The sequence below is a fragment of the Vibrio sp. 2033 genome, from assembly GCF_033339735.1.
The window spans coordinates 352,776-365,981 of the sequence record NZ_JAWOVC010000002.1; the positions used below are offsets into that span (position 1 = coordinate 352,776).

Consider the following 13,206-nt stretch of genomic DNA (forward strand, 5'->3'; position numbering starts at 1 on the left):
TGCACTTCCTCTAACCGACTCGTGACAGTTTTAAGAGCTTGCGTAAGTCCGCCAACATACCTTTATTCAATAGGACTAAGTCCTCATTTGGTTTCGGCGAGTAAGACATCACCAGTTGCCCAAGAGGATCAACGATCAACATTTGCCCAGGTTTCACTTTTGCGGTAACCAATTCATTCATTTGCATCGCTAACATCGATACTTCTATGGGATCTGAATGCTCAGTCTGCCAAACGACTGGCACTACTCGCTCTTGATACTTACCTAAAGCAACATGGCTTTGCTGAAGCAGGTAAAGCTGCTGTTTACACTCTTCAGTGCATTCGTTAGGCAATACATAAGCGAGTTGCCAACCATGGTCTTTGAGAGGTGACTCTTGACCAAGTTGCTCTAACGTCGTGTATGGTTCGACTAACTCGCCTCTATTGGTCACTCCGCTTTGATACCACCCTTGTGTGAGAATGACTTTTGCAATGACAGCGGGAAGCGCGAACGTACAAACCAGCGCAATCAACATTAGTCGTCCTTTGGTTACTTTAGATGTCATGCTTCACCTCCATGTGACGCAACTTTTTTTGCCAACGAACAAAAACAATTAAAGTCAGTAATAAGAAAACACCTGCCATCGAAAACCATTGAATCGAATAGCCAAAATGTTTGGCACTATTGAGAGGCAATGGATTCCAAGGAAAGTCATAGGGCCAACGAGTTAAATTGTCTGGCTGCAAGACTGCGGGCATAAGTTCAATATTCAGTAGCTGATTCAATTGCGCGATGTTTAGGTTTTGCACGCGAATAACATCGCCAACTTCCGGCATTAACTCTGAACTCAGTGGATTAGTAGATTTTCGGTACAGGCGTCCTGTGATGAAAGTCGAATTATCGAGTTTGGTGACCGTTGGTAACACTGAGCGTTCTGCTCTTCCCTCGACAAAACCAAGCTCCAATAACGCATAGGCACTAGGCTCATCGATCGTCAATACAATCTGAAATGCTAAATATCCCACACTGCCTTGATGCGTTTGGTTGTCTAACAAAATTACGGGAAACGCCTGAGGAACAACATTAACTTCCACTTTTTTCCCGAGGATACTTTCCTCTCGCCAGTCGTTGTCTTCAAGAACGACGCTTAGTGCTTGGTACGCACTATCCGCACGCGCGAGAATGGCTTGTTCCAATGCTTGTTTTTCTTGCCCTCTCTCAAACTGCCAAAAACCCAGTTTGACCAAAAGAGAAAACACAACCACAGTTAAACCAACTGCAACCCAAAACCGTTTCGATAGCCATAATTGTCTTGATAACAACAATGATGAAACCGGAGGTGCCATGTCCACCGTATTTCTATTCAAACTGACGCTTGTCCTTTTGCTGCTTTTCATTATCTTCAACCTCGCAAAAGCGCTTATCGAAATGGTTCGTGAAGACCCAGATACTCCTGAAAAAAGAGACAAACCCATGAGTCATTACTTAGGCCGTCGAGTCATGTTCTCCGCTTTAGTGGTCGTCCTTTTGCTTATTGCGCTCAGCTCGGGTTGGCTAGCACCAAACCCTCGCCCTTATTAGTCGAACGAAGAGTTCACACTGCGCCTAAAGTACGTAAACAAACACAAACAGACATAACCAAACCACATCCACGAAATGCCAATACCAGCTGCCCGCTTGAAAGGCAAAATGGTTCTTTGGCGAAAAGTGATCTTTAGCGATTCTGAACAGCAGCACGATCAAGAAGATAGTCCCAAGACAAACGTGTAAACCGTGGAACCCCGTCAACATGAAGAACGTGTTACCGTAAATACCGGACTGCAACGTGAGCCCTATGTCTTGATAAGCATGAACATACTCAACCGCTTGGTAATATAGGAAAAAGCCAGCAAGTACGATGGTTATCTCTAACCAAACAATCAGTGCCGTTCTTTTGTCTTGTTCAAGGCTTATATGCGCCATATGTAGCGTAATAGACGACAATAGCAGCAAGATAGTATTGGTAAGGGGTATGCCCTGCCACGGCATAGCTTGTGTTGTTTCTCCCCCCGGTGTCAGTGTGAGTGGCCACATCGCTTCGAAGGTTGGCCACAGGACTTCGTTAGTCATGAAGTTATTATCTGCCCCACCTAACCAAGGCACAGAAATCATTCTGGCGTAGAACAAGGCACCAAAAAAGGCACCAAAAAACATCACTTCAGAAAAGATAAACCAGCTCATTCCTTGGCGAAAAGAACGAGTAATTTGCGAGCTGTATTTTCCACTCAGTGATTCAGTAATCACATTACTAAACCAACCCGCCAACATGTAAAGCAAGAACAAGAAGCCCACCGCTAGCACAATGCCACCAATGGTTCCCACTGCACCGTCACTTTGTGTCCCCTGGACGGTCATGCCTGCGCCAACAGCAACCAAAAACAGAGCAAATGCACCGATGATCGGCCAGCTACTTTGAGCGGGAACATAATATGTTCCTGGCTTGTTACTCATAATTTCTCTCCTTACTGACCAACCTTGGTCTGTATCTCTCTCCCTGAGTGGCTAAGAGCCTGTAGGAGGGGGAAGTTTATAGAGTGTGTAAGACAGCGTTAACGTGTGTATAGACTCCGGCAAGTCCGGTTCGATATAAAAAATCAACGGCATTTGAGCTTGCTGTTTACCATCCAGAGGCTGCTGGTTAAAGCAAAAACACTCAATCTTATTGAAGTAAGCAGCTCCAGTCCCGGGAGAAACAGAAGGAACGGCTTGCCCCACCAACTTCTGCCCGCTTTCATTAAATGCAAGGTATTCGGTTTGTACGACTTCACCTGGGTGAACATCCATCGAAATCACTTTGGGTCTAAACTCCCAAGGCATATCTGGGCTGACATGCGCCATAAACTCCACGCGAATAGTTCGGCTCATGTCCGGTTGCATACCTGTCGGTTGAATGGCGGCCACTTCACTTGTCTTTCCATTGATTCCCAGTGCGTCGCACATCACGTCATAAAGTGGGACCAGTGCATAGCCGAAGCCAAACATTAACAGGGTCGCCAAAAGCAACTTCACTGTGAGCTTCTTGTTTGATGGATTCGGTTTCATGTCACTCACCCCACTCTTTGCTAGTCAATCTTAGGCGGTGTAGTAAACGTATGATGTGGCGCAGGGCTTGGCACTGTCCACTCTAAGCCCTCCGCACGTTCCCACGGTTTTGCAGAAGCCTTTTCCCCGCCACGAATACACTTGATCACCAACCATAAGAAGATCAGTTGTGACAACCCAAATGCAAACCCACCAATTGATACTATTTGATTAACATCAGCAAACTGAATGGCGTAATCCGGTATGCGTCTTGGCATGCCCGCTAAGCCTAGGAAGTGCATTGGGAAAAACAGGACATTGACGGAAATAATTGAGCACCAGAAATGCCATAAACTCAGCTTGTGGTCGTACATATTGCCCGTCCACTTAGGTAGCCAGTAGTATGCCGCTGCCATGATCGAGAATACCGCACCAGATACCAACACATAATGGAAATGGGCAACTACGAAGTAAGTGTCATGATATTGGAAGTCCGCCGGCACAATCGCCAACATCAGTCCCGAGAAGCCGCCAATAGTAAAAAGCACAATAAAGGCAATGGCAAACAACATTGGCGTTTCAAATGTCAGAGCTCCACGCCACATGGTGGCAACCCAGTTAAAGACTTTAACCCCCGTTGGTACCGCAATCAGCATAGTGCAATACATGAAGAAGAGCTCAGCAAAAACTGGCATCCCCGTGGTAAACATGTGGTGCGCCCACACAAGGAAAGATAACAATGCAATGCTGCACGTCGCGTAAACCATCGAATGATAACCAAACAGCTTCTTACCACTGAAAGCAGGCAGAATGGCGGAGATGATTCCAAACGACGGTAAAATCATGATGTACACTTCTGGGTGACCAAAGAACCAAAAGATGTGTTGGAACATTACCGGGTCACCACCACCAGCTGCGTCAAAGAAGCTAGTCCCGAAATATTTGTCAGTAAGAACCATGGTCACCGCACCTGCTAGTACCGGCATAACCGCGATCAACAAGAAAGCGGTGATTAGCCAAGTCCAAACAAACATTGGTAACTTGAACCAAGTCATTCCCGGAGCTCGCATATTTACGATCGTCACGATAACGTTGATCGCGCCCATAATGGAGCTGATACCCATGATATGAACAGAGAATACAAACAGCGCAGTGCTATCCGGGCCATAAGTCGTGGACAGCGGAGCATAAAACGTCCAACCAAAATCAGGACCGCCGCCAGGTAAAAACAACGAGCTCAACAAAATAAGAAATGCAAAAGGTAAGATCCAAAAGCTCAAGTTGTTCATGCGCGGCAGCGCCATATCTGGAGCGCCGATCATCATCGGGATCATCCAGTTAGCAAGCCCCGTAAATGCTGGCATCACCGCACCAAATACCATCACTAAACCGTGTACCGTGGTCATTTGATTAAAAAACTGCGGATCGACTAGCTGTAGCCCTGGCTGGAACAGTTCGGCACGAATGATCATAGCCATCGCACCACCTGTTAGAAACATCGCAAAGCTAAACCAAAGGTAGAGGGTGCCTATGTCTTTATGGCTTGTAGAATACAACCAACGAGTGATGCCCTGGGGTGCATGATGCTCGTGACCATCATCAATCGCAATGGTACTGTTCGCACTGGCTTCTGCTGGCGCAGACTTCACTGCCTTATCTATTGGCTTACTCATATTTCCTCCTTAGCACTGCCTTTTGCTTTAAAGGCATTCACATCGGATGCTTGCACTGTATCGCCAGTATCGTTGCCCCATGCATTTCGTTGATATGTGATAACCGCGCCAATTTCTTTGTCACTTAACTGATTAGAAAAAGCCTGCATTGCGGTGCCCGGGCGACCGTTGACAATAATATCTATGTGCTCTGTAACATCTCCGGTTGCAATAGGACTGCCTTTAATCGCGGGAAATGCACCCGGAATCCCCTCACCATTTGCCTGATGACACACAGCGCAACGCGCCGTGTATATCGATTCGCCTTGCGACATCAATTCATCCATAGATAAGTCTTGAGAGAGCGCTTCTTGTGCCGCCGCTTTTTGAAGTGCGAGTTCTTGCTTCTTACTCGCTAGCCATTCATCGAACTTCTCTTCTTCCATCGCATGCACCACCACCGGCATAAATCCGTGTGCACGACCACATAGCTCCGCACATTGGCCGCGATATACGCCTGGCTCATCAATTCTTGTCCATGCTTCATTAATAAAACCTGGAATGGTGTCTTTCTTGACGGCAAAGTCCGGTACCCACCAAGAGTGAATGACATCATCAGAAGTCATCAAAAAACGCACTTTGCGATTCACAGGCAACACCAAAGGGTTGTCTACTTCCAGTAAGTAATGTGCGCCTTTAGCTTCGATTCCATCAATTTGTTTTTGGCTGGTGGCAAGCAAACTAAAAAACTCAACATCTTCGCCAAAATAGCTGTAATGCCATTTCCATTGCGAGCCTGTGATCTTGACCGTGATATCCGATTGGCTTGTGTCTTCCATTGCTACTAGAGTTTTTGTTGCGGGAATCGCCATAGCGACAAGAATGATGATGGGTATGACCGTCCAAATAATTTCCACTTTTGTACTTTCATGGAAATGTGCGGCAACTGCTCCTTTTGACTTGCGATGACGGAAGATGGAATAGAACATCACACCAAAAACAATCAAAGCAATTACACAGCAGATATAGAAAATCAGCATATGTAATTCATACACTTGCCCACTTATCTCTGTGACCCCTTTTGTCATGTTGTAGTCATTTTCCTTTGACCAACCAAAAGAGGAAAATGTGATTAAAATCACATTCAGTGATAAGGCTAGAGTAGTCGTTAATCTTTTCAAAAGATCTCTCCTCTGCTCAGCCGCTACGCCTACGCGAGCTTCCTTGCGTCCCGATGCAAATATCGAACAACTTTACGAAAAATCACAAAAACTACGATTTCGACACGGTTTGTTATATTTATGTTAAAAGGCTAGTTATAGTTCCAAGGTTCTTCAAGAAATTAAGTATGATTAAATTTTGTTCGGATAAGAAAAATTAATTCGGTTTATCGATTGCCCTCTTTGAAATGTAATTGAGAACCATTTACATTGATTTAAAAGAAAACATTGAGATACTTACCAAACGAAGTGTCCAAGAAAGTAGGCTCCCCCTACTAAGGAATGACTGATATGACAGCACTAATTACGCAATGGCTAGAACGAGACCCTGATCCTAAGACTCGTGAAGAGCTACAACACCTCGTCGATACGAACAATGAACAAGAACTTACTGATCGCTTTGGCTCACGCCTTGCCTTTGGTACTGCAGGCTTACGTGGCAAAGTGGGCGCAGGTCCAAACCGAATGAACCGCTTGGTGATTCAAGAGACCGCCACTGGTTTAGGGAACTATTTGCTTGAGCAAGTCAAAGATGCCGCGAGTCGTGGTGTCGTTATTGGCTACGACGGTCGTCCCGATTCAAAACAATTCGCGCATGATACCGCCTCCGTACTGACGGCCCTTGGTATCAAGGTTTACCTAACGTATGACGTTGCAGCAACCCCAATTGTTGCGTTTGGTGTCCGTACATTGAATGCTGCGGCCGCTGTTGTTGTTACTGCCAGCCACAATCCACCAGAATACAATGGCTTTAAAGTATATTGGGAAAATGGCGCACAGATTATTCCTCCGCACGACTCTGGAATCGCAGCGAAAATTGATGACGCAACAACGAAGCCATTACCTTTAATGTCTCTCGATGATGCAAAACAGCACGGTTTGTTAGTTTGGTTGGAAGACGACTACTACCAAACTTACCGTAAGACAATGAATGAAAACGCGCTGCTTACTCCTGACAACAATACCGATATATCTATTGCTTACACCGCAATGCATGGCGTTGGCGCGAATATGGCGGAAACGCTACTTGCCGACGCAGGCTTCCAAAAAGTGGCAAGTGTTAAGGAACAGCGCGAACCTGATGGAAGCTTCCCAACCGTCAACTTCCCAAACCCTGAAGAAGCCGGTGCAATGGATATGGTGATGGCATTAGGTAAGTCCGTAGATGCCGATATCGCTTGCGCGAACGATCCAGATGCGGACCGTTTTGCCGTGGCAGTTAAACGCCCAGATGGCGAGTATCAAATGCTAACAGGTGATCAGGTGGGCTCACTGTTTGGCGATTACTTGCTGGAACAGCAACCTAACGCTTTGGTTGGCAACACCATCGTATCCTCAAGAATGCTGAGCAGCATCGCTAAGGCGCATGGCGCACAATACTATCAAACATTAACTGGCTTTAAATGGCTTACTAACGTTGCCATGGAACAAGAGACAGAAACCAACCCATTCTTGTTTGCTTATGAGGAAGCGCTCGGTTATACCGTGGGTAACAAGGTGTGGGATAAAGATGGTTTATCTGCAATCGTCGCGTTTTCACAGCTAACAGGCAAGCTTAAAGCGCAAGGCAAAACACTGTGGGATAAACTGGAAGAGCTGTACCGCGAGCACGGTTTCTACTTCAACGCACAACGCAGCATCGCTCTCGACCCGAACTCTCCACCAATCGGCGACAAACTCCGAGCCAATCCACCAACAGAGATTGCTGGTAAAAAAGTTGCAGTAACCGAAGATCTTAAAATATCGGTTCGCATGTTTGACGACGGCTCTGAAGAATCCATTGACTTACCAGCAAGTGACGTATTGATTTATCACCTAGAAGATCAATCTCGCGTGATTGTTCGTCCTTCTGGTACTGAGCCAAAACTAAAATGTTACTACGAAGTCATCAACCTCTTCCCTGCGGATATGAGCTATGAACAAGCACAGCAAGCAGCAGAAGCGAAGATGAACGAACTTATCGACGCGCACCAGCAAAGTTTGTAAGTCAAAGAGAAACATAGATATTTGATACAACAAGAGGCGCAAATTCGCGCCTCTTTTTTGATTTTCACTAGAACAAGTCAAGCTAACCCGTGCTTTCCCTAGCCTACAATTTCCTTTTGTAGAAAGTACTTGTGGATGCCCTCTGCAGGATAGCCTGAGTACTGCCCCACTTTCTCAAAACCCAATTTGAGATAGAACTCAAGAGCTTGAAAGCTGTAGGTATCCAAATAAACATGGGTAACCCCATGAGGCTTTACTTTTTGTTCTAGCATCGACATTAATTGACTACCGAGACCAGAGGTTCGACTTTCAGCGTCTACCCACAAAAACTCAACAAACACCGTATTTTTAAACATTTCGCCAGTCAAGCCACCCATGATCTTGCCATTCTCATCTTTTGCGAAACAGCCTATAGCATGCACTTCCCCTTCAGGTAAATGCAGTCGGTTATAAGATCGAATACCTTCACGAACAAAATCAAGGTCTGTTTGATCTGGATTTAAACAAAATTCAAGCTTCATATACCCTCTCCTTAGGAAACACCAATATCCTAAAACAAAAAGCCAGCAATTGCTGGCTTTCTGATGGAATATGATAACTTTACAAGGCGAAACTACTCAGCATCCACAACGCCAGAATAACAAACACTAACCCCATTAGTTTATGTTGATACGTGCGGAATTTTTCGTTCTCGAGCAGCCCTTTGCCCAATGTGCCTGCTAACCCAACAAGTAATAAATTGAATGACAAGCCAAGAACGTTCAACAATAACCCTAGCGCTAGCATCTGCTCACCAGAAGATGCCGTGATATTGCTTGAGACAAACTGCGGCAAAAACATCACAAAAAAGACCAAGGCTTTAGGGTTGAGCAAATTACTCATCAAAGCACGTTGATAATAAGTTGATGCCATTTTGTTTTGACCATCAAGCTCTGGAGCCGAAGATGCCTCAGCTCGTAAGCAGTCCCAACCCATTTTTAGCAAGTAAGCGCCACCTAATAGATGAAGGACTTTAAGGGCTATTGGGCTCATGGCAATCAGGGTAGATACGCCCATTGCAGCAAGCAAAGTAAGAATAACACCAGACGTCGCATTGCCTAAGCTAGCAAAAAAACCGACCTTCTTACCGTAACTCATACTAGAGCTCGCTATCAGCAACATATCGGGCCCTGGTAACAGCAACAAAGCCACTACTGCGGTGAGATAAACAGGAAGTACAGATAAATCAATCATGATGAAACCGCTTTTCTACAACAAGGCGGCGAATGTTATACCAACAAAATAACATCATCCAGCCCAAAATAGCCAAGATAAATCAAAAAATAAAAATCATAGTTTGCCCAGTTGAAAAATAGCAATCAATTCGCCTGTTTATCAAAATCGAATAGCAATTTTGTACAAAAATAAGCACGATGGATCCGTTACACTTCTAAAATGATTTTCTTGAGCAGACCGGATAAAGATGAAAGAAAAGAATAAGGAAATCGCTACCTTCAAGATAGCTCAAGAGCTCGGCGGTTTAGAACTTCTCGATGCAAAGTATGAGAAGCAGAATTTTTCACGCCATAGCCACGAAGGTTACACTATTGGTGTCATCGAAAAAGGGGCACAACAATTTTTTAGGACGGGCGGGAATCATATCGCGCCACAGGACAGCATCATCCTTGTTAATGCAGATGAAGTACACAACGGACATTCAGCCTCGGAAGGCGGCTGGGAATACAAAGCAATGTACCCCGTACCTCAGCAGTTTCAAACTTTAGGACAAGAGCTTGGTTCACCAAATGTAGCTCTGCCCTATTTCCCTCAACCTGTGGTTTACGATCCTGAGCTGGCTAGTCAGTTACGATTGGTATTTGAAACACTAGAAAAATCAGACAACCGTTTGTTGAGAGAAACTTTGGTTTACGGCACGTTGATTAAGCTAGCCAGTAAACACAGCACTCATCGGGCACCACTGAAAGAATCAACCAGAGCTCAGCGACAAGTGCAGCTAGTCAGAGAATTTTTGGAAGACTTTCCACAAACGGACGTCTCACTAGAAGAACTCGCCAAACTGTCTGGATTAAGCCCTTTTCATCTGCTGAGAGAGTTTCAAAAGCAATTTGGCTTTCCGCCTCATGCCTATCAAATTCAGCAACGTTTACGTATGGCGAAGAAGCTACTAAAAATGGGACAAAAAATTTCAGACGTGGCACAAGAATGCGGCTTCCATGATCAAAGCCATCTGCATCGACACTTTAAAAAAGCCATGGGCGTCACTCCCGGCCAATACGTCCGTCACAGCTAAAGCAGCAATATTGTACAAGGCGTTATGCGACTACCGAGCTATCTTGGTAATCTGATTTAGGAATAAATAAGAAGAAACTATGGACCACACTTTGCCGTTACAAAAAGAATCAAAAGCCACGCTATTTTGGCAAGGTACACTTGCGATGATGCCTCTGAGTATCGCAGTGCTCCCTTGGGGCTTACTCGCAGGCTCATTCGCAATTGATACTGGGCTTCACCCTTTGGAAGGACAAGCACTATCCGCCATTCTGTTCGCAGGTTCTGCACAGCTCGTCGCGATGGGAATGATTAAAACGGGAGCAGGTCTAGTGACCATGTTACTGACAACGCTTTTTATCACCTCTCGACACTTCCTCTACAGTGTATCGATGCGCAGTAAAATTGCACCGCTCCCTCTAAAATGGCGATTATCACTCGGCTTCTTACTTACTGACGAGCTGTTTGCGATTGTAGGCCACCATTCCGATAAACAGTTTAATCGCTGGTATGCACTTGGGGCTGGTCTGAGTTTTTACCTGTTTTGGAATGTCGCGACATTGACGGGCATTATTGCGGGAAGTCTAATCCCTGAACTGAACGAAATGGGTTTGGAATTTGCTGTAGCCGCAACTTTTATCGCGATAGTAGTACCCACCATTAAAAATGCAGCAGTGCTCGCGAGTGTTATTGTGGCTTTGGTGAGCTCAGTTGCCCTAACCTATTATCAAATTGAGGGAAGTTTGATGATTTCAAGCATTTTAGCCATGCTTACTGGTTACTTTGTGGAACAAGTAAAGGAGAAACGCTAATGATCATGTTGGCTATTTTGCTGATGACGGTACTTGTTTTCACCAGCCGCTACTTGTTTTTAGAACCCAAGCTACCATTGCGATTAGGGACGCGCACTCAAAAAGTACTCAATTACGCTAGCCCCGCAGTACTGACTGCGATCTGGGCACCTATCGTTTTCATTCCCGATGGGGAGCTCAGCGTCAATGTGCAAAACCCATTTTTACTGGCTGCCGTACTGGCTGCTTTAATCGCGTATTTTACTAAAAATGTTCTTTTAACGACGGTTATCAGTATGGTGGTATTTCTCGTTCTACGAATTTGGCTTTAATCCGCCAACCACTCAATCTCCAACAAGGTGACATCGCCACACTTTAATCGACCAAGGAAGATGTCACCTTCATGTACCTCACCAACGCCCTTTGGTGTACCAGTCATCACTACATCGCCATCTTGAAGTGTTGTGTAACTGGTTAATTCATCCAGGATAGTTAGCGGCGGATAGAGCATTTGGTTAACGTGACCTTTTTGTACACGAACACAGTTAATTAAGAGCTCAAGGTTAAGATCGTTGATATCAATGTTATCCAAAGAGACAAACCGACTAAACACAGCAGAGCCATCAAATGCCTTAGCACGCTCCCACGGCAACCCCTGATTTTTAAGCGAGGATTGCAAACCACGCTTGGTCAGATCCAATCCCAAACCAACCGCTGAATAACGTCCATCCTTGATCAAAAAGCAGATTTCAGCCTCATAATGAAGGGGCTCTTGATGGAATGAACGCAGAGTTGTTGATACGGAAGTTGCGGGTTTATTAAATACCACCATTTGCTCAGGCATTGCATTATTAAGCTCATGAATATGTTCAACGTAATTTCGTCCAACACAAAGCACTTTACCCACTTCTACTTTCTTTTCTTCAACTTGAATAACACTCATCATTCTTCCCTGCAAAACAAAAATCCCATCATAATCTAACCTATTGACTTAACGACACTAAATAGCAACCTCTAGTGTAAAAAATAAGACATTCACCCCGTTTTGAGTTTTGTATCATCTAATTGAAACAGCAAAGTATTTGTAAAACAAATAGACAAAAAGCCAGCACGAGGCTGGCTTTAGATCAATGAGCTTGAATAATAGTTCTCGCTAAACCCTATTATAGGTAGTAACGAGCACCTAACGCCCATTTGTCATCAGTTTCACGACCATTGTCGTCATTTAGGTCAAACTGGTAACCCGCGTAACCAACAAATTTAGGCGTGAAGTTGTATTCTGCTTGTAGTGCCATTTCTTCACGAGCAGTTTCTGTTTTAGAGCTCTTAAACTCTTTACCTTCCACCATCTCATAGTTAACACTCAAGTTTAGGCTGTTTGCTAGAGCGTATGCGATGATCGCTTCGTACGCATCACTTTCTTCTAAACGGTCGCCTTTTGCACTGAAGTTCATGTTTTCGTTTGAACCATAAACCGCAGCAAGGAATAGGCCTTGGCCGTACGCACCGTAAGATGCTGATACAACGTGTGATTCCGCCGTGTGCTTACCTGCATATGCAGGGTGCTGGAAATCACCGCCATTGTATGAGTAACCGATTTTAGCGCCCATGATTGAGTAAGAAAGCGCAGCTTGCACACGATCATCGTATTTAGCACCGCCAGTTATAACTCCAGCATCGTTGCGCGTGTAATCATCGTTTGCACCCTGCCAACCAAGACCAAAGTTGATCACACCCGCTTCACCCAGCTCGATGGCATTACGGTAAGAAAGCATTTTATCCGCACGGCCAGTGCCAAGGTTTCCATGATCGTCATAGATGAAGTCGTTTGCAAACGCGATTGGCATATCTGCAATACCTGCGACATCGTAGTAAGGTGACCATTGCGTACCACCTACTGCACGACCATAAACCTCATGTGTTATACCTAAGTAACCTAGACGAGTTTTAAACGACTCTTCACCACCGTCTAAGTAGTTTAGCGCCCATTCACCACGTGCGTCTGCGGTGAAGCCATTACCCAAATCCTGTGTCGCAGAGATATTGATACGAGGAGAGTTAGTACCCACATCCGTGTCACCTTGCTCTGATCCATTTAAATTAACAGAAACGTGGCCGCCCATCGAAAATGTTGTGCCATCGTTATTATATAGTTCCACTGCAACTGCTTGAGTACCGAAGGTTGCTGCCGCGATTGCCGCTGCTAATAATTTTTTATTCATTTCTAAATCCATTACTTATTAGTTG

Annotated in this window: 15 protein-coding genes; 5 read left to right on the forward strand and 10 right to left on the reverse strand. The window is 45.0% G+C overall.

The genetic code is table 11. The annotated features are described in order from the left end of the window. Window positions 1-10 precede the first annotated feature (10 nt). On the reverse strand, window positions 11-547 hold the full coding sequence (locus tag R7P74_RS04805; protein ID WP_025768462.1) for a hypothetical protein: 537 nt from the start codon (window positions 545-547) through the stop codon (window positions 11-13). Next, window positions 537-1,328, reverse strand: coding sequence for an SURF1 family protein (locus R7P74_RS04810; protein ID WP_195723057.1), 792 nt, complete (start codon window positions 1,326-1,328; stop codon window positions 537-539). The genes R7P74_RS04805 and R7P74_RS04810 overlap by 11 nt, the downstream gene beginning before the upstream one ends. Between R7P74_RS04810 and R7P74_RS04815 the strand changes: the two genes are divergently transcribed. Then, window positions 1,327-1,563 carry a DUF2909 domain-containing protein gene (locus R7P74_RS04815; RefSeq protein ID WP_206225727.1) on the forward strand — a complete coding sequence of 79 codons (237 nt, stop codon included), beginning with the start codon at window positions 1,327-1,329 and terminating at the stop codon, window positions 1,561-1,563. The two genes, R7P74_RS04810 and R7P74_RS04815, sit on opposite strands and share 2 nt — an antisense overlap. A gap of 24 nt (window positions 1,564-1,587) precedes the next feature. On the opposite strand, the gene R7P74_RS04820 is transcribed toward R7P74_RS04815, so the two are convergent. From R7P74_RS04820 to coxB, 4 genes are read right to left on the reverse strand one after another with little or no spacing between them, the layout of a single operon-like run. Continuing rightward, a complete protein-coding gene (locus tag R7P74_RS04820) occupies window positions 1,588-2,472 on the reverse strand; it encodes a cytochrome c oxidase subunit 3 (RefSeq protein ID WP_005385214.1) in 885 nt (294 codons plus the stop codon). 51 nt (window positions 2,473-2,523) lie between these two features. Continuing rightward, on the reverse strand, window positions 2,524-3,063 hold the full coding sequence (locus R7P74_RS04825; RefSeq protein ID WP_017821600.1) for a cytochrome c oxidase assembly protein: 540 nt from the start codon (window positions 3,061-3,063) through the stop codon (window positions 2,524-2,526). A 20-nt stretch (window positions 3,064-3,083) separates the two neighbouring features. Beyond that, complete coding sequence (gene ctaD / locus R7P74_RS04830) at window positions 3,084-4,715, reverse strand: cytochrome c oxidase subunit I (protein ID WP_005375510.1); 1,632 nt, start codon at window positions 4,713-4,715, stop codon at window positions 3,084-3,086. Continuing rightward, window positions 4,712-5,875, reverse strand: a complete 1,164-nt coding sequence (gene coxB / locus R7P74_RS04835; RefSeq protein ID WP_318122716.1) for a cytochrome c oxidase subunit II — start codon at window positions 5,873-5,875, stop codon at window positions 4,712-4,714. Before coxB ends, ctaD begins: the two co-directional genes overlap by 4 nt. A 330-nt stretch (window positions 5,876-6,205) precedes the next feature. Here coxB and R7P74_RS04840 point away from each other — a divergent pair, with 330 nt between their 5' ends. After that, window positions 6,206-7,900, forward strand: a complete 1,695-nt coding sequence (locus R7P74_RS04840; RefSeq protein WP_225473274.1) for a phospho-sugar mutase — start codon at window positions 6,206-6,208, stop codon at window positions 7,898-7,900. 98 nt (window positions 7,901-7,998) lie between these two features. On the opposite strand, the gene R7P74_RS04845 is transcribed toward R7P74_RS04840, so the two are convergent. Further along, window positions 7,999-8,421 (reverse strand): GNAT family N-acetyltransferase, encoded by a 423-nt coding sequence (locus tag R7P74_RS04845; protein ID WP_054701313.1) that lies wholly within the window; start codon window positions 8,419-8,421, stop codon window positions 7,999-8,001. A 79-nt stretch (window positions 8,422-8,500) separates the two neighbouring features. Further along, the gene (locus R7P74_RS04850) at window positions 8,501-9,133 is read right to left on the reverse strand and encodes a LysE family translocator (protein WP_115386735.1); all 633 of its coding nucleotides are present in this window, start codon (window positions 9,131-9,133) and stop codon (window positions 8,501-8,503) included. Between the two features lie 229 nt (window positions 9,134-9,362). Here R7P74_RS04850 and R7P74_RS04855 point away from each other — a divergent pair, with 229 nt between their 5' ends. The 3 genes from R7P74_RS04855 (at window position 9,363) to R7P74_RS04865 (ending at window position 11,291) form a co-directional block, all read left to right on the forward strand. Continuing rightward, a complete protein-coding gene (locus R7P74_RS04855) occupies window positions 9,363-10,190 on the forward strand; it encodes an AraC family transcriptional regulator (RefSeq protein ID WP_005385198.1) in 828 nt (275 codons plus the stop codon). 79 nt (window positions 10,191-10,269) lie between these two features. After that, a complete protein-coding gene (locus tag R7P74_RS04860; protein ID WP_213885957.1) occupies window positions 10,270-10,980 on the forward strand; it encodes an AzlC family ABC transporter permease in 711 nt (236 codons plus the stop codon). Then, the gene (locus R7P74_RS04865) at window positions 10,980-11,291 is read left to right on the forward strand and encodes an AzlD domain-containing protein (protein WP_005385193.1); all 312 of its coding nucleotides are present in this window, start codon (window positions 10,980-10,982) and stop codon (window positions 11,289-11,291) included. Before R7P74_RS04860 ends, R7P74_RS04865 begins: the two co-directional genes overlap by 1 nt. Here the strand turns inward: R7P74_RS04865 and R7P74_RS04870 are convergent. After that, entirely contained in the window at window positions 11,288-11,902 is a 615-nt protein-coding gene (locus R7P74_RS04870) for a fumarylacetoacetate hydrolase family protein (protein WP_017635857.1), read from the reverse strand. The genes R7P74_RS04865 and R7P74_RS04870 overlap by 4 nt on opposite strands. Window positions 11,903-12,122: 220 nt before the next feature. Further along, window positions 12,123-13,181, reverse strand: coding sequence for a porin (locus R7P74_RS04875; protein WP_042521502.1), 1,059 nt, complete (start codon window positions 13,179-13,181; stop codon window positions 12,123-12,125). Window positions 13,182-13,206 lie beyond the last annotated feature (25 nt).